This is a genomic window from Massilia aquatica, from assembly GCF_011682045.1.
GTDB classification, from domain to species: domain Bacteria; phylum Pseudomonadota; class Gammaproteobacteria; order Burkholderiales; family Burkholderiaceae_D; genus Telluria_A; species Telluria_A aquatica.
The window spans coordinates 226,156-249,264 of record NZ_VVIW01000006.1 but is presented as its reverse complement, the minus strand read 5'-3'; the positions used below and the strand labels follow the sequence as shown (position 1 = coordinate 249,264).

The window sequence follows — 23,109 nt, the reverse complement described above, 5'->3', positions numbered from 1 at the left end:
CCGACACCGCCTTTTTAATAGAACACCGTATCAAGGAACGACATGAAAACACATTGGACCCCGATCAAGACCGCATTGACCCTCGCCCTGTGCGGCGCCTCCTTCGCCTTCGCGCCTGCGCATGGCGCCGGCCAGGACGCGGCGCCGGCCGCCAAGGCCATCACCGCCCCGGTGCTGCCGGGCGACGACTTCTTCGCCTACGCCAATGGCGACTGGCTCGCCAAAACCGAGATCCCGGCCGACCGCAGCAGCTGGGGCGCCTTTGCCGCCATGGCCGAAACGAGCAACGCGCGCATCGTCAAACTGATCGAAGAAGTCTCGGCCGATAAAAAAGCCAGCGGCGACGCGCGCAAGGTCGCCGATTTCTACAACACCTTCATGGACGAAGCGGCCATCGAAGCGCAAGGCACGGTGCCCCTCAAGCCGCTGCTGGCAAAAATCGACGCCATCAAGGACAAGACCGCGCTCACGCGCGCGCTGGGCCAATCGCTGCGCGCCGACGTCGACCCGCTCAACGCCACCAACTTCTTTACCGAAAACCTGTTCGGCCTGTGGATCGCCCAGGGCCTGAACGACCCGTCCCGCAACACGCCCTACCTGCTGCAGGGCGGCCTGGGCATGCCCGACCGCGCCTACTACCTGACCGACAGCCCGCGCATGGCCGAACTGCGCACCAAGTACAAGCAGCACATCGGCGCCATGCTCAAGCTGGCCGGCTTCCTCAATGCCGACGCGCGCGCCGCCAAGGTGTTCGACCTCGAAATGAAGATCGCCCAGTCGCACGCCAGCCGTGAAGATTCGGCCGACGTCCTCAAGGCCAACAACAGCTGGACGCTCAAGGACTTCGCCGCCCGGGCGCCGGGCATGGACTGGAACGCGTTCTTCAAGAGCGCGGGCCTGTCGGGCGCCGACAAATTCATCGTCTGGCACCCGAGCGCCGTGACTGGCGCCGCCGCGCTGGTCGAGAGCACCGACATCGCGACCTGGAAGGACTTCCTCGCCTTCCACCAGATAAACCACTTCGCCCCGACCCTGCCGAAAGCCTTCGCCGACCAGCGTTTCGAATTTTCCGGCAAAGCCATGACCGGCACGCCGCAGCAATCGCCGCGCTGGAAGCGCGCGCTGGCCGCCACCAACGAAGCGCTCGACGAACCGGTCGGACGCCTGTACGTGGAACGCCACTTCCCGGCCGAGAACAAGGCGCGCGTCCAGAAAATGGTCGGCAACATCATCGCCGCCTTTAGTAAACGCATCGACCAGCTGGACTGGATGGCCCCGGCCACCCGCGCCCAGGCCCAGGAAAAGCTCAAGACCATGCACGTCGGCGTGGCCTACCCGGACCGCTGGCGCTCGTACGCCGGCCTGAAAGTGGTGAAGGGCGACGCCCTTGGCAATGCCGTGCGCGCCGAACAATTCCATACCGCGCAGGAGATCGCGCGCCTCAGGCAAAAGGTCGACCGCAGCGCGTGGGCGATGCCGCCGCAACTGGTCAACGCGGTCAACCTGCCGCTGCAAAACGCCATGAACTTCCCGGCCGCGATTTTGCAGCCGCCGTTCTTCGACCCCAAGGCGTCCGACGCGGCCAACTACGGCGCCATCGGCTCGATCATCGGCCACGAAATCAGCCACAGCTTCGACGACCAGGGCGCGCAGTTCGACGCCCAGGGACGCCTGCGCGACTGGTGGACCAAGGAAGACATGGCCCACTTCAAGGGCGCCGCCGACAAGCTGGTGGCGCAGTTCAGCGCCTACAAACCGTTCCCCGACCTGGCGGTCAACGGCCAGCTGACCCTGAGCGAAAACCTGGCCGACCTGGCCGGCGTGGCGGCGGCGTACGACGCCTACAAAGCCTCGCTGGGGCCGGACGGGCCGGCCGACGCCGACAAGCAGTTCTTCCTCGGTTACGCGCAGGCGTGGCAGACCAAGGTGCGCGAGGCGGCGGCGCGCCAGCGCGTGCTGACCGACGGCCACGCACCGGCCGAATACCGCACCGCCATCGTGCGCAACCTGGAGCCGTGGTACAAGGCCTTCGACGTCAAGCCCGGCCAGGCCCTGTACCTGGCGCCGGCCGAGCGCGTGAAGGTGTGGTAGGCGCGGGCATGCCATGAGCGACGATATCGACGCCATCACGCGCCGCACCCTGGCGCATTACGACAGCACCGCGGAGCAGTTCTTCCGCGGTACGGTCGACCACGACGTGAGCCAGAACATCGCCGCGCTGCTGGACGCCATCGAAGGCGAGGTGCCGTACACCCTGCTCGACCTGGGCTGCGGCCCGGGGCGCGACCTGAAGACCTTCAGCGCCCTTGGCCACCGCGCCATCGGCTTGGATGGCGCGGGCGAGTTCGCGGCCATGGCGCGCGCCTACAGCGGCTGCGAGGTGTGGCACCAGGACTTCGTGCACCTCGACCTGCCGGCCGGCCTGTTCGACGGCGTGTATGCCAACGCGGTGCTGTTCCACGTGCCCAGCCGCGCGCTGCCGAAGGTGCTGGACGATCTGTACGCGGCCCTGAAACCGGGCGGCGTGCTGTTTTGCTCCAACCCGCGCGGCGACAACCAGGAAGGCTGGAACGGGCCGCGTTACGGCAGCTACTACGACTTCGCCACCTGGCAGGAGTACATGACAGCGGCCAACTTTTCCCCGCTGCATCATTACTATCGTCCGGAAGGCTTGCCGCGTGAGCAGCAGCCCTGGCTGGCGAGTGTCTGGCGAAAGCCGGTAGGTTAAGTAGCGAACGGAACGGTTCAATCGAACGTCGTATTCTGAGTCTGTCGCACATTCCAGTGCGCTCCGCAGTTTCACTCACCATATGAGGTACCGAAAATGAACGAGGACCAAGTAAAAGGCAAAGCGAAAGACATCGGCGGCAAGATCCAGGAAGAAGTCGGCAAGGTCGTCGGCAGCAGCGAACAGCAGGCCAAAGGCCTGTCGAAGCAAGTCGAAGGCAAAGTCCAGGAAAAATTCGGCGACGCCAAAGAAGTGCTCAAGGACCAAGGAAACCGCTGATCCAGCGCTGATTCCCCCTACAACCGGGGTCAGAGCTTTAATTAGAAATCTTTGTGATTAAAGCGCTGACCCCGGTGCCGTTTACCGCTTCCGTTCGCTTTTCCGTGCATACAAGCAGCAAATTCGACCGTTCAGCAGGTTTCGGTGCTGAAAATTTGGGTCACCGGGCACCAAGGTCGGAAGTGAAACCTTTTCCTTGCTAGTTAAAGCTCTGACCCCGGTTGGGGATGTGAATTTTGGTGGTTGGAAATTGATTGTTCGCTTATGTGCGGAAACGAACTGATCTGCTTTGGACTCAGCAGTAAGATGGCTTCACTGCATCGCCATTCTGGCCATGAGCACTTCAAGGAGCTTTACCATGAACAAAGATCAAGTCAACGGCAAACTGCAAGACATCGGCGGCAAAATTCAGGAAGAAGCTGGCAAACTGGTCGGTAGCACCGAACAGCAAGCTAAAGGTCTGGAAAACCAGATCGAAGGCAAAACCCAGGAAAAAATCGGCGACCTCAAAGAAGCCGTCAAGGATGCGACCAACTAATTGGTCCGCTCCCTATGAAAAAAGCCGCGAATTTCGCGGCTTTTTTTTGTCCGGCGTTTCGTGCGCCGTTTACTTCGGCGCGTCGGCCAGGTTCTTCTTGAAGAATGCTTCGATGGTGCCGTACACGTGGCGCTGCCCCGGCCGCGATGAGATACCGTGCTTGGCGCCCGGGTAGGTCATCAGGTCGAAACGCACGTTGCGGTTGACCAGGCCATCGATCAGGCGCGTGGTATTGGTGAACAGGACGTTATCGTCGGCCATGCCGTGCACCAGCAGCAGCGGTGACTTCAGGCCATCGAGGTGCGCGAATACGCCGCTGGACTTGTACGCGTCCGGCTGCCCCTTCGGCGTGCCGCCCACATAGCGCTCGGTGTAGTGGGTGTCGTACAGCGCCCAGTCGGTCACCGGCGCGACCGAAACGCCCATGGCGATCTTGTCGGACGCCGCCGCCAGCAGGCGCAGTGTCATGTAGCCGCCGTAGCTCCAGCCGAAGACGCCGATCCGCCTGGCGTCGACAAAACCCTGCTTGCCCAGCCAGTCGATCCCGGTCAATTGATCTTCGACTTCGTGCTTGCCCAGGCCATTGTAGATGGCGTCGGTGAAGGCGCGTTCGCGCCGCCAGGAGCCGCGGTTATCGAGGCGGAACACCACGAAGCCCTGCTGCGCCATGTACTGGTCGAAGTAGTTGCCCCACTTGCGCGAGACGTGCTGCGCATGCGGCCCGCCATACGTCGACAGGTACACCGGATATTTTTTCGCGGCGCTGAAGTTGGACGGCTTGATCATCGAGTAGTACAGGGTCTGGCCGTCGTTGGCCTTGATGGTGCCGTAGTCGGTGGCCAGGTGGTCCGATGTGTATTTGGCATACGGGTGGCTGGCATCGAGCTTGTTTTCTTCAAGCCAGCCGACCATCGCCCCATCCGGCCGGCGGATCGAAATCTGCGGTGGGGTCGCTGGGTCGGAGAAGGTGTCGACGAACACTTCGCCGTTGCGCGAGAACGCCGATTCGTGCCAGCCGTCGCCCTTGGTGATGCGCACCGGCTTGTCGGCGCCACTGCCGTCGAGCGCCAGGGCATAGGTCTGCTTGTCGATCACCGCGTCGCGGTTCGAGGCGACGTACACGCGGCCGGCTTTTTCGTCCACCGCCAGCACGTTGTCGATGCCCCATTCGCCGCTCGACACCGGATGCAGCAGCTTGCCATCGAGGTCGTACAGGTACAGGTGATTGCGCCCGCTGCGCTCGGACGTCCACAGGAAGGCATTGCGCTTGGACAGAAAACGCAGGTCGTCGTGGATGCTGACCCAGGTCTTGGACGTTTCGGTGAGCAGGGTGCGCTGCGCCAGCGTGGTGGCATCGACCGAAATCAGGTCGAGGCGCTTCTGGTCGCGCGACTGCAGTTGATACAGCAGTTGCTTGCTGTTGGCGCTCCAGTCGGCACGCACCAGGTAGATGTCGCGGTTCGGGCCCAGCTCGACCTTGCGCTGCACGCCGGTGGCGGGCGAGACGATCATCAGCTCGACCAGCACGTTGGCGTCGCCGGCGGCAGGGTAGCGCTGTTCGACGACATCGGTGCGGTCGGCAAAAATCTCGAAGCGGCGCACCACCGGCACCGGCGCCTCGTCGTAGCGTTTGTAGGCGATGGCCGAATCGTCCGGCGCCCAGTAGTAGCCGGTGCGCTGGCCCATTTCTTCCTGCGCCACGAATTCGGCTTCGCCGTTGAAGATGGTGCCGGCGCCGTCGGTGGTGAGCTGTTTTTCAGCGCCCGAAACCAGGTCGATCACGTACAGGTTCTGCTTGCGCACGAAGGAGACGTAGCGGCCCTTGGGTGAAATCTTCGGATCGGCCACATTGCCCGAGGCGACCTTGCGCGCCGCCTGCGGCTTGGCCGCATCGACCAGGTACAGGTCGCCGGCGATCGGCACCAGCAGCTGTTTGCCGTCCGGCGACCAGCTGTAATTGAGGATGCCGGTCAGGCTGGCGGTGCGCGCGCGTTCGCGCCTGGCCTGTTCTTCGGGCGAGAGGGTCTCGTTCGGAACCAGCAGTTTGGAGTCGACCAGGCGCTTCGAGGTCTTGTCCTTCATGTTGAATTCCCAGAGGTCGAGCTGGAACTGGTTGTCCTGGCGGCCGCGCAGGTAGGTCACGCGCGCGCCGTCGGGCGACACGCGCAGGTTGCGCACGCCTGGTCCCGCCAGCGCCGGGTCGGCGTGGATACGGTCCAGTGTCAGGCGCTCGGCGGATGCGGGAACGCTGGACAATGCGGCGAGAAAGCAGAGAAGAAATCGCATGGATGTCTCGGTGAGGTGAAGGTGGAAGTGTAGGTGGAGAACTGAGGACAATACCAGAGTTCCGCACCCGTGGGCACCCCTCGCCGGCTACCTCGTCACGCCTGCGCGCGCATGCGACAGGTGGTGTAAAGACCGCGTGAGCAGCACCGCGGCCACGGTCAGGCCCAGTACCAGCCCGATCCAGAAACCGGAGGCGCCCATGGGGGCGGCCGGCGACCAGGCGAACCAGCCTGGGGCCAGCCCGAGTACATACCCGAGCGGCATGGCGAAGCCCCAGAAGGCGAGCAGCTGGATCTGCATCGGCTGGCGCGTGACCTTGTAGCCGCGGATCGCGCTCGACGTGGCAACCTGGGTGGCGTCCGACAACTGGAACAGCGCCGCGAACAGCAGCAGGTGCGCGCACAGTTCCTGCACCGCCGGGTCGGATGTGTAGGCGCGCGCGATCTCCCAGCGGAACACGGCGATCAGCGCGGCCGAGAGCAGCGCAAACGCGAGCGACATGCCCACGCCGACCCAGGCCACGAAGCGCGCGCGCACCGCGTTGCCTTCGCCCAGCGCATGGCCGACGCGGGTCATCAGGCCCATGCCGAAACTGAGCGGCACCATGAACACCAGCGACGAAAAATTGAGCGCGATCTGGCTGGCAGAAACCTGCACCACGCCGAAGCGCGCGATCATCAGGCTCACCGCGCCGAAGGCGCTCACTTCGGCCAGGTAGGTCACGCCGATCGGCAGGCCAAGGCGCAGCATGCTGCCGATTTCCGCCCAGTTGGGCCGTTCCCACTGGGTGAACGGGTAGGTCTGGCGGTAGGCCGGGGCGATGCGGATCCAGACCAGCATGGCGCCGAACATGAGCCACAGGCAGATCCCGGTGGCCACCGCGCAGCCAACCCCGCCCAGCCTGGGCATGCCCCAGTTCCCGAACACCAGCAGCCAGTTCACAAAAATGTTAAACAGCAGCCCCAGGACGGCGATCACCATCACCGGCTTGGTCTGGTTGATGCTGGTGGTGTAGCCGTACAGCGCGCGGTAGCAGGCAAAGGCCGGCATGCCGATGCTGATCGCATGCACGAACATGGCGGCGTTGGCGGCAACGTCGGGCGTGAGGCCGATATGGTCGAACACCAGCGTCGACAGGTTGACGATCAGGCAGGCCACCAGGCCCACACCGAGGCCCATCCACAGCCCCTGGCGCACCACGTGCGGAATGCGGCCGAACTGCCCGGCGCCGGTTTCGTGCGCGACCACGGTGTTGAGCGCCATCATGGTGCCCATCACGGTCACCAGGATGATCGACCACACCGACGCGCCGAGCGAGACGGCGGCCAGTTCGCTGGCGCTAACGTGGCCCGTCATCGCCACGTCGGCCACGCCCATGCCCACGCTGGCCAGCTGGCCGACCAGCATGGGCCAGGACAGGCGCCACATGGCGGCGATTTCGGTGCGGACGGGGGCAGGCTTGGCGAGAAGGGCGGACATGGGGCGGGCGCTGGGAGCAAACAGCGATTTTACCGGCTAATGGCATTTACGGCCGGCGGATCTTGTTTTATACGGGCCGCGTAAAGACTTGTTACACATCTGAGCGCGACGCCGCTGGCGCTGCGGCGGCAAGATGGTCACAATCGGGGCATCGCACATCGAGGACCGTCCCATGCTCACATCCCGCATCACCATCGCGCTGCTGTCCGGCGCCGTCTTCTCGCATGCCGTGGCCAGCGCCGGTGAACTGGCGCTGTTCGCGCGCGATGGGTTCGACGGCCGCGAGATGACCCTGCGCTCGGCCACGCCCAGCCTGGTCGACGCCGGCTTCAATGACCGCGCTTCGAGCATGATCGTGCGCTCCGGGCGCTGGGAGCTGTGCGAGGACGTCGGCTTCGCAGGGCGCTGCGCGGTGTACGGGCAGGGCGAGTATCCGACCCTGGAGCGCTTTAACGAGCGCATTTCGTCGGCGCGCGAGATCCTGCCCGAACGCACACATGGCGGCGCCCGCCCGCATGGCGGCAAGCGCGGCATGATCGCGCTGTTTTCAGCCCGTGGCCTGGACGGCGACGCCAAACGCCTGCGGCGCGACGCCGACGATTTCGGCGAGATCGATTTCAACGACAGCGCCGCCAGCGCCCAGGTCATCGAAGGCAGCTGGCAATTGTGCAGCGATGCCGGCTACCGCGGCACCTGCCGCATCTTCGCGCCGGGCCGTTACGAAGACCTGGGGCGCGGCCTGCGCGGGCGGGTCTCGTCGGCGCGCCTGGTCGACCAGGAAGGCGGCGCCCAGCGCGAGGGCGATGTGGAGCTGTTTTCGTCGAGCGGCTTTTCGGGCCAGCGCCTGGTGCTGCGCGACGATACGCGCGACCTGAGCGACGTCGGTTTCAATGACCGCGCCGACGCCCTGGTGGTGCATCGCGGCCGTTGGGAATTCTGCAAGCACGCCGATTTCGGCGGGCACTGCATGACCTACGGGCCGGGCCGCTACGAGCGCCTTGGTCCCATGGGCAACATGATTTCATCGGTGCGCCGCGTCCGGTAAATGGCAAGCCCCGCTTGGTAAATACACAAGGCAAGCGTGCGCTGCGTCCGCCGGAGGCGTTGTAGGATAATCAAAACCGATCCTGGAGCGCCGCCCGTGGAATACAAGGACTACTACAACACCCTCGGTATCGACAAAGGCGCCAGCGCCGAGGAAATCAAGAAGGCGTACCGCAAGCTGGTACGCAAATACCATCCCGATGTGAGCCGCGCGCCAGACGCCGAGCACATGACCAAGGAAGTGAACGAGGCCTACGGCGTGCTGGGCGACGCCGACAAGCGCGCTTCCTACGATGCCTTGGGCCGCAACCGCCGTGCCGGCGAGCAATTCAGCCCGCCGCCGGACTGGGGTTCCGGCTTCGACAACGGCGGCGCGGGCGGTTCCAGCGATTTCTTTTCCGACCTGTTCGCCCACGTCGGGCGCCGCGCGCGTACCGGCGGGCAATCCTTTCAACAACGCGGGGACGATATCCACGCGTCGATCACCATCGACCTGACCGACGCCTATCACGGCTCGGTCCGCGCGGTGACCCTGCGCGTGCCCCAACACGATGCGCAGGGCAGGGTGGTGACGCGCGAGCGCACCGTCAACGTCAACATTCCCAAGGGCGTGCTGCCGGGCCAGCAACTGCGCCTGGCGGGCCAGGGCCATGCCGGCAGCGGCGGCGCGGCTGCCGGCGACCTGTTCCTCGAAATCGGGTTCCATCCCGATCCGCGCTACCGGCTCGAGGGCCGCCATGTGTACACCAGCGTGCCGGTGGCGCCGTGGGAGGCCGCGCTCGGCGCCACCGTCTACGTGCCCACGCCATCCGGCCAGGTCGAGGTGGCGGTGCCGGCCGGCTCGCAAACGGGGCGCAAGCTCCGGCTCAAGGAGCGCGGCATTCCGGGCAATCCGGCGGGCGACCTGTATCTCATGCTCGAAGTGGTGCTGCCGCCGGCCAGCAGCGACCGGGCGCGCGAACTGTATCGCACCATGGCGCGCGAGATGGCGTTTAATCCGCGCGCGCAGGCGGGGGCTTAAATTATGGAAACGACGACGATTATTGGCGTGCTGCTCGACGACGCCGCGCTCGACCTGCATGAAATGGCGCGCGCCTGCGGCGTCGAGCCGGAGTGGGTGGTAAGCCATGTGTGCGACGGCCTGATGGGCGCCGACGACATCATCGCCCTCGGCTTTGACGAACCGGCCCGCGCCCAGTGGCGCTTTCGCAGCGGCGACTTGCAGCGCGCGCGGCGCCTGGTGAGCCTGGAGCGCGATCTCGATGCCAACGAAGAAATCGCCGCCCTCGTGCTCGATTTGGCCGACGAGGTAAGCCGGCTGCGCACGCGCTTGCGGGTGCTCGGCGCGCTGTAAGGTTCAAGGCGGGCGACACGTTTTCGCCGTGGCTTCTACAATCCTCCTTCAATATTAACGATAAATTAATAGTGCAAAGGAGTTCACATGGAACAAAACAATGGCCAGGCCCTCCAGGGCAAACGCGTTGCTGTACTGATGACCGATGGCGTCGAGCAAATCGAATACACCTCGCCGCGTAGTTTCCTTGAGGAACACGGCGCGACGGTTACCTTGATATCGCCCAAGGCCAAGGGTGAAAAAGTGCAGGGATTTAACCATGCGGACAAGGGTGACAGCTTTGAAGTCGAGCTGCACATCGCCCAGGCGTCGCCGCGCGATTTCGATGCGCTGCTGTTGCCGGGTGGCGTGTCCAACCCGGATGCCTTGCGCCTCGACAAGGCGTCGATCGACTTCATCCGCGCATTCGGCGCCGAAGAAAAGCCGATTGCCGCCATCTGCCACGGTCCCTGGACCCTGATCGACGCCGGCATCGCCAAGGCCAAGCACATGACCAGCTGGCCGAGCCTGCAGAACGACCTGCGCAATGCCGGTGCGGAATGGACCGATGAAGAAGTCGTCATCGATGGCCGCCTGATCACCAGCCGCAAGCCGGACGACCTGCCGGCTTTCAACAAAGCCTTGCTTGAATCGCTGACGATCGACCCGGCCACGGCCGATCGCGGCCTGTCTTCCTGACCGGCTGAACGGCGCCCTCATGGCGCCGCCCCGTGGGGCTCTGTTACGATGATGTACTCATCAACAGCGCTCCACGCATGACTATCCTGATCGCTCTCTCTGGCAGCCTGCGCCGTGACTCGGCCAACACCACGCTGCTGCGCGCAGCCTGCGCACTGGCGCCCGCCGGGGTGCGGATCGTCCTGTACGAGGGCGTCGGTCAGTTGCCGTTCTTCAATCCCGATAGCGAGGCCGATCCGCCGCCACTCGTGCGCGAACTGCGCGGTTTGCTGAGCGCGGCCGATGGCGTCATCGTGGCCAGCCCGGAATATGCGCATGGCGTGCCCGGTGCGTTCAAGAATGCGCTGGACTGGCTGGTTGGCTGCGCGGAGCTGGGCAGCAAACCTGTGGCGCTGATTAATACGTCGGCGCGGGCGCTGCATGCGCAGGCGGCGCTGGCGGACATCGTCACAACCATGGGGTGGAACGTGATCGCCACGGCGTCGCCGGTGATTGCGGTGGCCAACAAGGGATTCGATGCGGCGTGCATGGTGGCCGATGCGGAAGTGGCCGGGCCCTTGCGGACGGCTATCGAGGCGCTGGTGCTCGCCACGCGGACGGAGTGCTCGCCATGACGGATGTCGCGTTGAAAAAAGGAATCAGCATCGACAGCAGCGAGGTATTTTCGCAATCGGTGCGCGATTTTTGTCAGTGGGCCGAAGGCGATTTGCAGCCGGGCGAGGCGCAGGTGCCGATCGCCCGCCGCCACCTGGCGCGTTTGTACGCGCAAGCGCTCGATTTGCCGCAGCGCGATTGCGACTGGGGCGATGAGGCAAGCGACGTCTCGCATGACGCGTGGCAAGCGATGTTTGCGCGCTTCGGGGTGCTTCCGCTTAATTACTACTCGCAGAGCGCCGATGCGCTCGATGCCGGGTGCGGCGAGATGATGGTCGGCGATCTGGCCGATGATCTTGCCGACATCTGGCGTGACCTCAAGCACGGCCTCAATCTGCTCGACGGCGGTAATCCCGATGCCGCCGTGTTTCATTGGCGCGAGCACTTCCTTATTCATTGGGGCAGCCATGCCGCCAGTGCCTTGCATGTCTTGCAGTGCTGGGAGCAGGGCCGGCCGGGTTCATCCACAGCCTGAAAAATCTCGTCGTGCCGGCCGTGCGCCGCCGCTAAAAACCGTTCCCGCGCATGACCTTGTTGTATGCCACCTTGCAACTCGGGCACTGCCACGCGGGCGCTTCATCCTCGGGTTTGCGGCGATACCTGCATTTTGGGCAGTTGGTGATGATCTGCGTTTCAGGCGCCGCGCGCGACAGGCGCTCCTTGCGCGCGTGCATCTGCTCGGGCCTGGCGGCAGGCTGGCGTCGCGCCATCCAGCGCAAGACTAAGGGCAACAGCATCAGGCCAACGATCACGCTCGATTTCAAGCCCGTTGCGTGCTGGCCCGGAAAGGGGAGGTAGATGGCGAGGAACAGCACCAGGCTGTAGCCCCAGGTCTTGGCCACTTGCAGGAAGTTGATTGGTATCTGGTGAATTTCCTGGTACTCAGTGCGGGTCCAGAAAAAGCCCGGCACGTCGACATAGCGCAAGCGCAGCGAAGCGAGCGGAATGATCGGGATGAAAAAACAGATCAGCCATTTCGTGGTGATGAAAGAATGGTCCGATTGATAGTCGGCTTCCCCGTAATAAATGGTGCCGAAGCCGTTGATTGACGTTGCCATGCCTGAATTGCCACACATTGAATAAGTTGTAATTGTGGCATATTAAGTGATTATTGGAAACTTATCGGAATGGGGAGCGGGCAAGGTGTTGTAAATACAGCAGGGTCAGGCGCGGAATTTGCCCATGCGCGCCACATAGTCGGCGCGCCACTCCCAGCGCTGCAAGCATTCCCGTGCATATTTCCGGAGCATGTAATCGGCGTTCCCGGCCAGCTCTTCCAGTGCAAGGCGCGACCCGAGCGTGCCGATTCCGAGCAGTGCGTAGGCGCTCTTGCGCTGGAAGGAATGCTGGTTATCGGTCCGCACCAGATACTCAAGATACCTGGTGGCGGCCTGGAAGATGGGCGTGACGGTGTCCGGATGCGCCAGCTCGGCAAGATTGAACACCATTTCCTCGTGTGAAAAGTGCCATGGCTCAAGCAGCAGCTTGCTCAACATGGGAGCAACGCCGGGCTCCGGTAGCCAGTTCACGCATTGGTAAGCATCATCGGGGTTCTTCGACGCCAGCGCTTGGGCGATCAGGGCAGCTTGCATGGGCGTTCCTTGAATGATGGTGTGGACAGCGGCTGTAGCGTCACCAATGCCTTAAACCTTCGCGTCCGTATTGTCTCAGGATCGGATCGGCGCTGCCGGCAAGCTCTTCGAGCGCAAGCCGCGCACCGGTGGTGCCGATCGCGGCCAGGGTATACGCGCACTTGCGCTCGAAGGCGCGCTGAGACTGCCCTTGCACCATATAATCAAAGCGGGTGTTGGCCGCCTGGAAAATCGCGGGGACCATCTCCGGCAGCGCGATGCTGGCAAAATTGAACACCATGTCTTCGTGCATCCGGTGCCAGGGCGCCAGCAGCAGCTGGCCCATCAGGGCGCCAACGCCGCTATCGTTGAACGATTCGTCCGCGTAGCAACGTACGTCCTCGGGGTTCCTGGTATGGAGCGCCTTGAGTATCAGGGCAGCGTGCATGGGCATTCCTTGGATGAGCGGTGGTCGGGGAAGTCGATTGTCATCCCCTGTCCTGCGCATTATGGCGCAAGCCGCTCCAGGATGGCATGGCCGGCTTTGACGCGATCTGAAATCGGATAGTTTTTGTTGGCCAGGATCACGATGGCGATCTTCTTCGCTGGCACGAATCCCACGTAGTTGCCGAATCCGCCCGTCGAACCGGTCTTGTTGAACAGGGTCGGCGCGGACGGCACCTTGGGTGCGCTGATGCGCCTGGCGGCGTTGGCTTCCATGATCATGCCGCGCGAGTTGCCGGCTTGCAGGCGCTTGAGGCTGACCGGCCACGGATATTGCTCCCAGCCGAGGCCCTGCACCATCGCGCCCACCTGGAAGTAGCCGACATGCGTGCCCTGCACCGCGCGCCGCACCGGCTCGCCCAGCTGGTCCGGTGCAATGTTCACCTGCATGAAGCGGATCATGTCGGCGCTGCTGGAACGCACGCCGTAGGTTGGCGCCGCCAGTACGCCAGGGTCCATGCGGCGCGCCTGGTTGTGCTCGTCGTAGCCCCACGCCTGGTTGGCCACCGCGCCCGCCGGCACGCGCAGGTAGCTGCTGGTCAGGCCAAGCTGCGCGAACAGCTGCGTCATCGCTTCGTCAAAATCGCTGCCCAGCGCCAGCGCCGTCACATGCCCGAACAGGCCAAGGCTCGGATTGGAATAGCGCCGCTGCGTGCCGGGTGCCGCCTGCGCTTTCCATTGCTGGAAATAGTCGGCCATCTGCGCGTCTTTTATATCTTCCGGAAACTGTAGCGGCAAGCCGCCGGCGCTGTAGGTTCCCAGGTTGAGCACGCTCGCCTTGTCGATGTCGCTGCCTTTGAGCTGCGCCATGTAGGCGCTTGGATGCGCGTCCAGCGACAGTTTGCCGCTTGCCAGCGCGTACGAGGCCAGGGTTGCCGTCAGGGTTTTGCTGACCGAGCCGAGTTCGAACAGCGTCGCCTCGCTCACCGGTGTCTGGTCCTTGACCGAGGCCAGGCCGTAGTTGAAGAAATACGCCTTGCCGCCCACCGTCACGGCCACCGCCATGCCCGGTACGTCATGCTCGGCCATGATGGGGCGGATGGCCTTGTCGACAATGGCGCGCAGGCGCGCGTTGTCGTCGGCAGCCCGGCTGGCCAGGGGCGCGCAGCATGCCGCAATGAGGGCGATGCCGAGAGTGGATGTTTTTGGCGAAGTGAACAAGGCAATACTTCCTTTCTGATGCGGTGGGTCGATGCAATGCGGGACTATTTTTGGACAGCTTCGGCGGCCAGCTTGCTTGCCAGCCGCTCGCGCGCGGCGCTGGCGTAAGCGCGGCAGGCGTTGCGGTCGATAAAGGCGGCGTTGCCCAGCGTGGGCTGTTTTGCCAGGCGCTCCCACAGGCCGCTTCCTTCCGGATGGGCCGAGACCAGCACATCGCACTCGAGCGCGGCAACGGTGGCGATCGATTGTTCGAGCTCGGCGCGCACCTGCGGGTAAGTCGTGCTGGCGCCGTAGCGGAAAGGGCCGGCGCTGATCGCGTTCAGGCTGTCGGCATACACCATGGCGGCCGTCTTGCGGCCCTCGGACGAGCGCCAGGTCCAGCTGGTGCCGCCCTGCGTGTGGCCCGGCGTGTAGTGCGCGGTGACCGACAAGGGGCCGAGCGTGACGGTCTCGCCATCCTTGACGGCGCGCGTCCTGGCCACGGGGGGCTGCGTCGGCGGCAGGCTGGTGTATTGCGGGTCGCCCTTGCTGGTCACGCCGGTGCGCAGCACTTGCTCGCCGTGCACGCTGGCCAGCACGGTGGCGCCCGACAAGCGCTGTAGTTCGGCAATGCCGCCGGCGTGGTCGAAGTGCTCGTGCGAATTGAGGATGTACTTCACGTCCGCGATCTTGAATCCCAGCTGGCCAATGTGCTGCACGATCTGCACGGCCGACTTGGGACTGCCGCCGTCGATCAGGATGTGCCCGGCAGGGGAGGTGATCAGCACCGCGCTCAGGCCGCGCACGCCGACGTAGTAAGTGTTGCCGTACAGGGAGAACGGTTCTTGCGGGTCGTTCCAGTCGGCCCCCAGCGCCGGGGTGAGCGGCACGGCGGCCAGCAGGGTGGCGATGAGCAGGTGTTTCATGTTGTCTCCTTGGTGAGCTGGGTTTATTGGAGTGCGTCCAGGCGGGCGGGCAGGTCGCGCAGGAAGGCTTTTTTGGTCCTGGTGCCGGCGGCGTTGCCTTCCTGGCGCGGGTCGAGCACCAGGCGCGCGAACAGCACCGTGCGGCCGCCCTTGCTGGCCCAGCCGACAAACCAGCCGTATTCGTGCTTGGCGTCCTCCGGCCCGCCACCGGTGACCGGCGCCGAGGTGCCGGTCTTGCCGTGGATTTCCCAGCCGTTGACCAGGTTGTCGAGCCGGGTGATGCGGGCCGTCATGTCGTACGCTGCCGGCGCCAGCCCCAGCTCGCGCTTGACCACCTTGCGCAGGAAGGCAAGCTGTTCGACGGGCGAGATGACCAGGGTCGAACTGATCCAGGGCAGCGTGAGGGCGTTGTCGTCGCCGGCCCCGCTCAGGACGTCGCGGTTGCCATAGTCAAAGCGGTTGATGTAGCGCTGAAATTGCGCCGTGCCAAGGTGGGCCGTGACTTGCTGGGCGTACCACACGGTGGAATTGCGCATCCAGCTGGACGGGTCGGTACTGGCGCGCCAGGAATCGTTCCAGTCGGCGTAGCCGGCCTTGAATGGCAGCCGCGGGGCATGTTCGTCCCGCAGAAAGCCGCTGTCGTAGCCCATCAGGCTGACAACAATGTTGAAGGTTGAGGCCGGCGTTACGCGCTCGTCGCACTGGCCTTCGTGCACCAGCCGCTGGCCGCTGGCGGCGTCGATCATTGCCGTGCAGCTCAGCAAGACGGCGCTGTTGCTGGTGCCGGTGCTGGCGCTGGCCGGCAACGGCGACGTGTTCTGCAGCGCAGGCGGGGCGGCGTCGATGCGCCAGGCCAACGCCGGCTGGAAGGCCAGGCTGCCCAGCACGATGCCGGCCAGACTGGCGAGCGCGGCGCAGCGTGCCCAGAAGGGACGCGGCGCGCCGGCCGGTTCGCGGATCAGCGCGATGCGCGCCGCCACGCTGCGCTCGCTGACACCGCCGAAGGCCAGCGCCGTCGCAACCGTGTGGTGCTGCAAGCGCAGTTGCGCCACCAGGGCCGCCGCGTAAGCCTTGCGCTGGAGCTGCGGACGTCCGCGCAACACCTCGCGGTCGCAGCCGAGTTCTTGCGCCCACGACAGGTTTACCCGCAGCAGGCGCATGAAGGGGTTGAACCAGAGCAGGGTCTGGAGCAGCACGCCGGCGCTCATCCATTGCAGGTCGCGGCGCCGCAGGTGGGTCAGTTCGTGGGCGACGATTAATTGCTGCTGTACCGGCGCCAGGCTGCGCAGGTGGCGCGGCAGCAGCAGGCGCGGTTTGATGAGGCCGAACAGCATGGGCGAGATGGGGGCGTCGACTTCGATCACGTCCGGTGCCGGTACTGCCGGCGCGGGACCGGCAAAGCCGTCGTGCGGGTGGCGCGTGTCGATCCGCGATCCGGCGGCGGCCAGGCCGTTGAGCATGCGTCGCGCATGCACCAGCTTGATGATCGAATAGCCCAGGCCGAACAGGTAGATCAGCAGCCAGGCTCGGGCGCCGCTGGCCAGCCAGCTTGTCTCGCTGGCCGGCGCGCCGCTGGCGGCCGGGGTGCCGGCGGGCGGCGCCTTTGTTGCCGTGACCGTGGCGCTTGGCACGCCGTTTTGCGCGACGTTCTCCAGGTCGATCTGTGGAATGATGCGCAGGCGTTCGCTGTGCGGCAGCAGGATCACCAGGAAGGCGGCTACGATCGTGACCTGGCTCAGCAGCCACAGGGAGCGCTGCGCGGCAAAATCGGGCAGCTTGCGCCGGCACAGCGCGGTGACCGCCCACACGGCCAGGCCGGCCGCCAGGCAACCAGCGCTGGCGAGCAGGAAGCGCGCCATCAGCAGATCGGCCGGGCTCATTTGTCGTCACCGTTGTCGTCGGGCCAGTCGTGCAGCAGTTGTTCGAGCCGGGTGAGTTCAAGGTCATCGACCAGCTTGCTGCCGGTGAACATGGTGACCGGTAAGGGCGCATCCATCTCCATCACGCGCTTGCCGAAGTCGCGCGCGAAGGAGGCGAGGGTGCCGACTTTTTCCAGCACGGCCTCGTAGACTTGCACGCCGTGCAGGGTGGACTGGGTGATGGAACCCTTTTCCAGCATGCGTTCGAGCGTCTTGCGCGTCGAGGAGTACGACCAGCCCAGTTCGGCTTCGACCTGCTGGTGGATTTCGCGTGCGCTCAGGGGCTGCTGCCGCCACAGGGACTTGAGGACGATCAGTTCGGAAATGGAGGGAATGGCCATGGAATCTTCAAAGGTGCGACGAGTGCCACCATTATGTGACATCCGTCGCATCATCGTCAAGCGCGATGATGCAGCTTGGTGGCACGCGGTGCCAAACAGCCTGCGTCAGGCAGCCCATGATTGGTAACATGGCGCTCGGACAGAAACCCTCGGGGCACGATGCAGATGGCGGGCGGGGGCGATCCCGGGTCCATCCCGGCGCTGCGGGGTGCGGTTGTGGCTGGCGGTGCTGATCGGCGCCCAGGGGTATCAGGTGCGCGTGGTGGGCGATGGCGACGCCGGCTTGCGCCTGGCAGTGCAGGAGCCGGTCGATGCGTTTATTCTCGATATCGGATTGCCGGGGATGGATGGCTACGAACCGGCGCGCCGCCTGCGCGCTACCCCGGGCGGGCATGCCGCCAAGCTGATGCTCCGTCATTCCTGCCATCGGCAGAAATGACTTCCGGCGCAGGCGGGAATCCAAGGCACCGTCGCTCAGCTTGGAAAAATAGGCTAATTTGCGGCGTTGCGATCTGGACGCGCAAAAGGCATGTTGGCGTTTTCGCAAAAATAGGGTACGTTGATGGGCATGCACGTGGCGTTGCTTTGCAAACAGTTGAGCGCATTGCTATTGGCAATATCGCTTGGCTTGATCGTCTTTTCGCCTGTTTATTGAATGTCTTTTATGAAGCCGCCATCGATGCGTATCGTTGTAGCCTGTTTGCTTGCCGCCCAGTTCGCCGCGCCCGGTGCGATGGCTTGCCAGCCCCTGGCAGCCGAGTTCTGGGCGGAGACACCGCGCCGGGTGAAGTCCAATTTTGACGGCGCGCAGTTTGTCGTGGCCGCTACCGTGATCGATGTGAAGATGGTGCATGAGGCCAAGTTGCCTCATCCGGATTTCAAGATGACATTTGAGCGCGCCAAATTCCGGATCGACCGGGTGTTCAAGGGGACGGTGAAGGCCGGCGATACGTTTGTGGTCGACTCGGGAATCTCCTCATGCGGGCGCGGCGTGAATCCGGAAATCGTGAGGGTAGTTGGCTCCGGTTTCAAGAGGGCGCGTTCGCAGGACTATTCGAAGCAGTGGCTGATTTATCACACAAGTTCTCCGCATATCCCGGATGCGCCGGTCCAGTTGCCCGCGTTTGAAATCGAGGACTCGCCGTTGAGCAGGCCGCTTGAACAGGCTGGTTATGATCTGAAGATACTTGAGAAGTTGCGCGGCAGGTAATGCTCATGCGTGCGTGCATGGCTTCCGCTGACAAGACCGCAGTAGTTCTCGGTTTGTTTCTGATTGCGCAGTGATTCCACCGGTCATGATTCGCTGAGGAAAAATCGCCCTTCGGGCGATTTTCAGACGGGCAGAGGCGAAAGGCAAGAAATCGCGCAGCGATTTCCCTCTGGTCAGGGAATCGGAGAGCCTTGCGCTTGCAAGCGCAAGTCGCTCCATCGGTGTCGGGCGTGCCCGACGAATTCCCGATTCCGCCCCCGCGGCCCGCGGCTTCGATTCCCACCGCCCGTTAGCGCAAGCGAAAAAAAACCGCCCAAGGGCGGGTTTTTTTGCATACGGTGGTGGAGGCGGCGGGAATCGACCGTTTCTACCATGAATTATGTAAGCCCTTGAATTCTCTAGCTTTTTCTTATGCGATGGTTTCGACGTGAACCACAAAAGTGAACCACCCAAAACAAGAGTTGGTAAGTGTATAGTGTAGCAAAAGAACACGGATAAATCTGACGCATAACTTTAATTTTTCAGGGTATATCGGACTAAAATTAGGAAGTTTGGCAAGAAAAACAGAGAGTAAAATTAATTGGAGAAATAAGAATGACAGGCATCGCAGTTCCTGAATTCCTGAAAAAATTTAAAGACGAAAAAAGAAGAGGAAGAGTTAATCGTTGCTTGCAATCGCTACAGAAGCGAGGAAATTATTCGCTAATTTTGTTTGAAGATTTCCAAGAAAGTACAACCAAGCTATCATTAATAAAAGAAAGATTGGGAAATACTGTTGGCGAAAATTTGACTCCTAGAGATTTGTTCGAAACATACGCATTTTCATTTATTTCGAATGCGCATGCGATGATCGACAGTCTCGGATTCGCAATTTTTCTGATCTTTGAAGACCTAAAGTTCGAAAACGAAGACAAAGAAATCGTTGAGTTAATGGAAGATAGGGTCACATTGAACGGGACGCTTGCAGATGCAATTTCCTTCACTTATCCACAACACCAAGAATTCGCCGACTCGCTTAATTTGTTTCTTCGCGATAAAGGCTACCAATTGCTGAAGAAGCTTTCAAATCTACAGAAACACATCTATCTTCCAATAATTCACAATCACGTCACGCATCTATGTATAGAAATAAGCTCATCGAAGAACAAGCAGATGGATTTGAACGACTTCCTGAAAATGATACATAATGACACCATCTTGAAGTTATTTAATTTATACAGGATGTTGGAGCAGATAAACCTGGCAGACAAAGAAGAAGGCGAGATATCGGGCGAGATCGACCTCGAAAGTTCTAAATGAGCGAACAAGAACAGTTAAATAATAAAAGCTCTTTAGAGAAAAGAATATTAACGTGGCTCGAAAAAACAGGTTTTCCGCTTGAGATGAATGCTGCTGTTCCGTTCCGAAAACACGGATTTGAAGTAAGACAATCAAGCATTGTCTTAGATGCCCAAGAGAACAAACCAAGAGAATTAGATGTAATTGCTATTGATCCCGACAATCTCGGCATTCTAAGTCTAACATGTGTTCTCGAGTGCAAGTCTTCAGAACAGCCATGGATAGTGTTTGTTTCCGAAGATGCACTAGCTAACTACAATAGACAGTTTGCCTTTTCAGTGATGTCCAAAGATGCACGCTCAGCCATAGTAGATTCAGTCAATACCAAGAGTGAGCTATGGTCAAAATATTTCGCCCGCTCCAATCGGTCAGGTTATGCAATGCGCCAAGCCCTAAACGATAAGGATACTGCTTATACGGCTTCCATGGCAGTTCTTAAGGCTTGCGATGTCATCACTAGGAAGAGTTACGAAGGAACTCTGCCGAGCCTAAATTTTGCGTTTCCAATTATTGTCGTTGACACGCCGATTTTCGAATGTTCTAAAGATAGTGACGGAAAGCTAACCGTTAAGCAGGTAAGGCAAAGCGAATTTCTCTTCTCATCGTATATACCCGATTCTGTGGGCTGTTGCATTCGAGTTGTTCACATAGATGAATTGGAAGAGGTAGCCAAATATTTTAGATCGCTTTGCAATGATTTCAGAGAATTCTTTCACGAGTTCGAAAAAAACGCGTTCAAAAAATAGAGGAGTAAATATCAATTATGGCTGATTGGGGCTTTGGAAGTTACTTGTTGACAGCAATTGCTGTTGTTGTTGTTGTCGTAGCTAATCCAATAAAAAACTGGTGGTTTAATAAGCAGATTAGAAAAGCTATAGACTTCCAAAAGTTTTGTGAAATTGCTGAAATCAAGGAAAGCGACCTAAGCTATTGCATATTAAATACTTACAAAGTATGGTCAGATAGAAAACAAGGAAGAGTCTTCATTCTGAATTTTTCCTATTACTACCCCAAAGCATTTGAAGGAACAAGTCAACGGAATCATTCGTTTTCCGTGGGAAGTAATGTCACTATTGACACATTAAGAGCTTCAAATTTTGAAATGCAAAAATTAGCAAAAGCCATAAACGAGATAAAAGAAGGAAATTACGTCCTTAGCTAATTTAGAAAAGCATCGAACAGGATATGCCAAAACTACTTCCCGCACTAGAACGAAACATACTAAAGTATCGTTCATTCCAAATGTTGTTGATTGCGTTTCCATATAGAAACTCTGCGACGCTTTGTAATTTGCTCAATATAAGTTACTGATAAAATCCACAACACAGACAGCCTAGCTACACCTAAAGGGAAAAATATTCTCGAAAAAGCTTGGGAAGTTTTGATTGCCGATGCCATCCTCACTGAACAAGAAGCCGTAGAACTATTACGGATAGTAAAGATGCGCGATACAATGTCGGAATTTGATTTATGAACAGATGCAACAGCGCGCAGAAAGACGTAAAAAACGGAGTGTGACCGGCGTAACCGGCGGTTATGCAGATGTCGAAACCTGCGCAAGTGGATTGGTGAGCGAGGAATGTGGCGGCAATAAAGTTGACTATAGCGTGAGAAAGTGATGGGAAAAATGGAATCTACTAGACCGAAATCTGAGCTTGAACTTGCGTCAATTTTGAAAACTGCATATGACTATGCTTGTAGGAAGAATTATGAAAAGGCAATCGAATTGTGTGATTGGCTTGTGCAGGATTCATCAACCGAAATCGCTGGCCGCCGAGAGCGTGCCGCAGTAAAAACTCTTATGGGGGACGTTGATGGAGCGATTGTTGACTTGCAATATGTTTTAGAAATTGATGGACTAGAGCCGGCTGACTTCCACGCACTTGGAATTTTGCTTTTTCAAAATGGATCCACAATTGAAGCAATCGAGCGGTTCGGTGATGCTGTGAAAATTGGTGAGGCTGCTAAAAATTACTACTACACAAATTCGTCGCTTTTATTTCGCGCCGAGGCAAAATTGAAAACGTGCGATTTCGAGGGGGCACTAAGCGATGTCTCCGGTCTCCCAGACGGATACAAGACGTATTTTTCCGGAACGGGTATGCGAAGTAAGGAAGATATCGCTGATGAAGCAAGCGCCGCTCTTGAGCGCAAGGCACAGTCGAAATTTCAGTTCAAAAAATAACGCGTAGACACGGAGCCCGAATAGTTTTACGAGCTCGTCGGGAGCAGTAGGCGACCAGGTGATTACGTCCACGTCCGTGGACATCGGCGAGTGCTCCGATCCCTGGCAGCGCCGTTTTGATTACGCCAACGACCGCGATGAGCCGCCCTCGCGCGTGAGTGTGGATGTGACCCGCGGGCATGTGGACGGCAGGCTGTCGATGAATGAGAGCGGTAACTATGTGGTGTCATGGAGCGCGCCGACGGCGGATATCGACAAGTACAAGGTGTTCGCCCAGTTGTTCTATCGAAATGGCACGCGTGCCTCTGGGCCTGTCGTCGTCTCCAAGGCGGCGACGTACGGTGCCCAGACTAGTTCGGCCCTGTTTGCCAACAGTAGTTATGCGGTCACCTGGGTGGAAATCATTGGTGCCTGGGTTACATCAAGTCCCGTCAGTTTGATGTGGCCAGCGGGAATCTGCTTGCAGAGTCGGTGGTCTCGCCTGGTTTGCAGAACCCGACCACGAATGCCTTGTGTTCGGATCCAAGCGGCAGTTATCCAGTGCTGTGGGGCGATGTGCATGGCTTTCGCCCGAGGCGACGGGGGACGTAAGGGTGCGTGATCATGCTGCTGATACGATGCCTGTCATTGTTCCGATTGGTAACAACCAGATGGCGACGAATATGTCGGCGCAGACTGGTTACTGGTGATATTTTAAGGTGACGGTGCCGGCGAATGCCAGCAGGCTGCGCGTCGCGCTGAGTTCGCACAGCACGCCGGCCAGCGGTAATGCCGAGGCGTTCCAGTTCGTCGCTGTGCCGCCGGAGGCGTTTTATGTTTGGCGTCTTTGCTCAGGCGGGGTACGCGGCGGGCTAATTTGAGCGTTAGGTATTCTTGATTGATGCATGCCGCGCTGCGGTTATCGCCAGCTTTGTTTTGGTTTCTCTAAGGAATGA

General features: G+C 60.7%; 25 protein-coding genes. 16 read left to right on the top strand and 9 right to left on the bottom strand.

Annotated elements, in window-relative coordinates; genetic code table 11:
* The first annotated feature begins 42 nt into the window (after window positions 1-42).
* The 4 genes from F1609_RS13525 (at window position 43) to F1609_RS13510 (ending at window position 3,545) form a co-directional block, all read left to right on the top strand.
* Window positions 43-2,091: a M13 family metallopeptidase gene (locus tag F1609_RS13525; protein ID WP_167076935.1), complete on the top strand. Its 2,049-nt coding sequence runs from the start codon at window positions 43-45 to the stop codon at window positions 2,089-2,091.
* Window positions 2,092-2,104: 13 nt separating this feature from the next.
* Window positions 2,105-2,728 carry a class I SAM-dependent methyltransferase gene (locus F1609_RS13520; RefSeq protein WP_167076934.1) on the top strand — a complete coding sequence of 208 codons (624 nt, stop codon included), beginning with the start codon at window positions 2,105-2,107 and terminating at the stop codon, window positions 2,726-2,728.
* A gap of 96 nt (window positions 2,729-2,824) precedes the next feature.
* Window positions 2,825-3,007: a CsbD family protein gene (locus F1609_RS13515; RefSeq protein WP_099874788.1), complete on the top strand. Its 183-nt coding sequence runs from the start codon at window positions 2,825-2,827 to the stop codon at window positions 3,005-3,007.
* Window positions 3,008-3,365: 358 nt separating this feature from the next.
* A complete protein-coding gene (locus tag F1609_RS13510) occupies window positions 3,366-3,545 on the top strand; it encodes a CsbD family protein (protein WP_166896229.1) in 180 nt (59 codons plus the stop codon).
* A gap of 69 nt (window positions 3,546-3,614) precedes the next feature.
* On the opposite strand, the gene F1609_RS13505 is transcribed toward F1609_RS13510, so the two are convergent.
* The gene (locus F1609_RS13505) at window positions 3,615-5,831 is read right to left on the bottom strand and encodes a S9 family peptidase (RefSeq protein WP_167076933.1); all 2,217 of its coding nucleotides are present in this window, start codon (window positions 5,829-5,831) and stop codon (window positions 3,615-3,617) included.
* Between the two features lie 87 nt (window positions 5,832-5,918).
* Window positions 5,919-7,310, bottom strand: a complete 1,392-nt coding sequence (locus F1609_RS13500; protein WP_229421872.1) for an MATE family efflux transporter — start codon at window positions 7,308-7,310, stop codon at window positions 5,919-5,921.
* A gap of 172 nt (window positions 7,311-7,482) precedes the next feature.
* On the opposite strand from F1609_RS13500, the gene F1609_RS13495 reads away from it, so the two are divergent.
* The 6 genes from F1609_RS13495 (at window position 7,483) to F1609_RS13470 (ending at window position 11,515) form a co-directional block, all read left to right on the top strand.
* The gene (locus tag F1609_RS13495) at window positions 7,483-8,355 is read left to right on the top strand and encodes a beta/gamma crystallin-related protein (protein WP_167076932.1); all 873 of its coding nucleotides are present in this window, start codon (window positions 7,483-7,485) and stop codon (window positions 8,353-8,355) included.
* A 96-nt stretch (window positions 8,356-8,451) separates the two neighbouring features.
* Window positions 8,452-9,375: a DnaJ C-terminal domain-containing protein gene (locus F1609_RS13490; protein ID WP_167076931.1), complete on the top strand. Its 924-nt coding sequence runs from the start codon at window positions 8,452-8,454 to the stop codon at window positions 9,373-9,375.
* A gap of 3 nt (window positions 9,376-9,378) precedes the next feature.
* Window positions 9,379-9,708, top strand: a complete 330-nt coding sequence (locus tag F1609_RS13485; protein WP_167076930.1) for a chaperone modulator CbpM — start codon at window positions 9,379-9,381, stop codon at window positions 9,706-9,708.
* 87 nt (window positions 9,709-9,795) lie between these two features.
* Window positions 9,796-10,386 carry a type 1 glutamine amidotransferase domain-containing protein gene (locus tag F1609_RS13480; protein ID WP_167076929.1) on the top strand — a complete coding sequence of 197 codons (591 nt, stop codon included), beginning with the start codon at window positions 9,796-9,798 and terminating at the stop codon, window positions 10,384-10,386.
* Window positions 10,387-10,463: 77 nt separating this feature from the next.
* A complete protein-coding gene (locus F1609_RS13475) occupies window positions 10,464-11,000 on the top strand; it encodes an NADPH-dependent FMN reductase (protein WP_167076928.1) in 537 nt (178 codons plus the stop codon).
* Complete coding sequence (locus tag F1609_RS13470; protein WP_167076927.1) at window positions 10,997-11,515, top strand: DUF5063 domain-containing protein; 519 nt, start codon at window positions 10,997-10,999, stop codon at window positions 11,513-11,515. Before F1609_RS13475 ends, F1609_RS13470 begins: the two co-directional genes overlap by 4 nt.
* A 31-nt stretch (window positions 11,516-11,546) precedes the next feature.
* Here F1609_RS13470 and F1609_RS13465 read toward each other — a convergent pair whose 3' ends face one another.
* The 7 genes from F1609_RS13465 to F1609_RS13435 all read right to left on the bottom strand — a co-directional run bounded on the left by F1609_RS13465 (window position 11,547) and on the right by F1609_RS13435 (window position 17,441).
* Window positions 11,547-12,098, bottom strand: coding sequence for a hypothetical protein (locus F1609_RS13465; RefSeq protein WP_167076757.1), 552 nt, complete (start codon window positions 12,096-12,098; stop codon window positions 11,547-11,549).
* Between the two features lie 105 nt (window positions 12,099-12,203).
* Entirely contained in the window at window positions 12,204-12,632 is a 429-nt protein-coding gene (locus F1609_RS13460) for a hypothetical protein (protein ID WP_167076926.1), read from the bottom strand.
* Between the two features lie 40 nt (window positions 12,633-12,672).
* Window positions 12,673-13,059: a hypothetical protein gene (locus F1609_RS13455; protein ID WP_167076925.1), complete on the bottom strand. Its 387-nt coding sequence runs from the start codon at window positions 13,057-13,059 to the stop codon at window positions 12,673-12,675.
* A 59-nt stretch (window positions 13,060-13,118) separates the two neighbouring features.
* A complete protein-coding gene (ampC, locus tag F1609_RS13450; protein ID WP_229421871.1) occupies window positions 13,119-14,276 on the bottom strand; it encodes a class C beta-lactamase in 1,158 nt (385 codons plus the stop codon).
* A gap of 44 nt (window positions 14,277-14,320) precedes the next feature.
* On the bottom strand, window positions 14,321-15,181 hold the full coding sequence (gene bla, locus F1609_RS13445; RefSeq protein ID WP_167076924.1) for a subclass B3 metallo-beta-lactamase: 861 nt from the start codon (window positions 15,179-15,181) through the stop codon (window positions 14,321-14,323).
* A gap of 23 nt (window positions 15,182-15,204) precedes the next feature.
* Complete coding sequence (gene blaOXA / locus F1609_RS13440) at window positions 15,205-17,061, bottom strand: class D beta-lactamase (RefSeq protein ID WP_167076923.1); 1,857 nt, start codon at window positions 17,059-17,061, stop codon at window positions 15,205-15,207.
* A complete protein-coding gene (locus tag F1609_RS13435) occupies window positions 17,058-17,441 on the bottom strand; it encodes a BlaI/MecI/CopY family transcriptional regulator (RefSeq protein WP_167076922.1) in 384 nt (127 codons plus the stop codon). Before F1609_RS13435 ends, blaOXA begins: the two co-directional genes overlap by 4 nt.
* Before the next feature lie 208 nt (window positions 17,442-17,649).
* Here F1609_RS13435 and F1609_RS13430 point away from each other — a divergent pair, with 208 nt between their 5' ends.
* The 6 genes from F1609_RS13430 (at window position 17,650) to F1609_RS13405 (ending at window position 22,174) form a co-directional block, all read left to right on the top strand.
* Window positions 17,650-17,880 (top strand): response regulator, encoded by a 231-nt coding sequence (locus F1609_RS13430; protein WP_196785436.1) that lies wholly within the window; start codon window positions 17,650-17,652, stop codon window positions 17,878-17,880.
* A 225-nt stretch (window positions 17,881-18,105) separates the two neighbouring features.
* A complete protein-coding gene (locus F1609_RS13425; protein WP_167076921.1) occupies window positions 18,106-18,651 on the top strand; it encodes a hypothetical protein in 546 nt (181 codons plus the stop codon).
* 594 nt (window positions 18,652-19,245) lie between these two features.
* Complete coding sequence (locus F1609_RS13420) at window positions 19,246-19,950, top strand: hypothetical protein (protein ID WP_167076920.1); 705 nt, start codon at window positions 19,246-19,248, stop codon at window positions 19,948-19,950.
* A complete protein-coding gene (locus tag F1609_RS13415) occupies window positions 19,947-20,735 on the top strand; it encodes a hypothetical protein (RefSeq protein ID WP_167076919.1) in 789 nt (262 codons plus the stop codon). The genes F1609_RS13420 and F1609_RS13415 overlap by 4 nt, the downstream gene beginning before the upstream one ends.
* 17 nt (window positions 20,736-20,752) lie before the next feature.
* Window positions 20,753-21,151 (top strand): hypothetical protein, encoded by a 399-nt coding sequence (locus tag F1609_RS13410; RefSeq protein WP_206752955.1) that lies wholly within the window; start codon window positions 20,753-20,755, stop codon window positions 21,149-21,151.
* 456 nt (window positions 21,152-21,607) lie between these two features.
* Window positions 21,608-22,174, top strand: coding sequence for a tetratricopeptide repeat protein (locus F1609_RS13405; RefSeq protein ID WP_167076917.1), 567 nt, complete (start codon window positions 21,608-21,610; stop codon window positions 22,172-22,174).
* The last annotated feature ends 935 nt before the right edge of the window (window positions 22,175-23,109 follow it).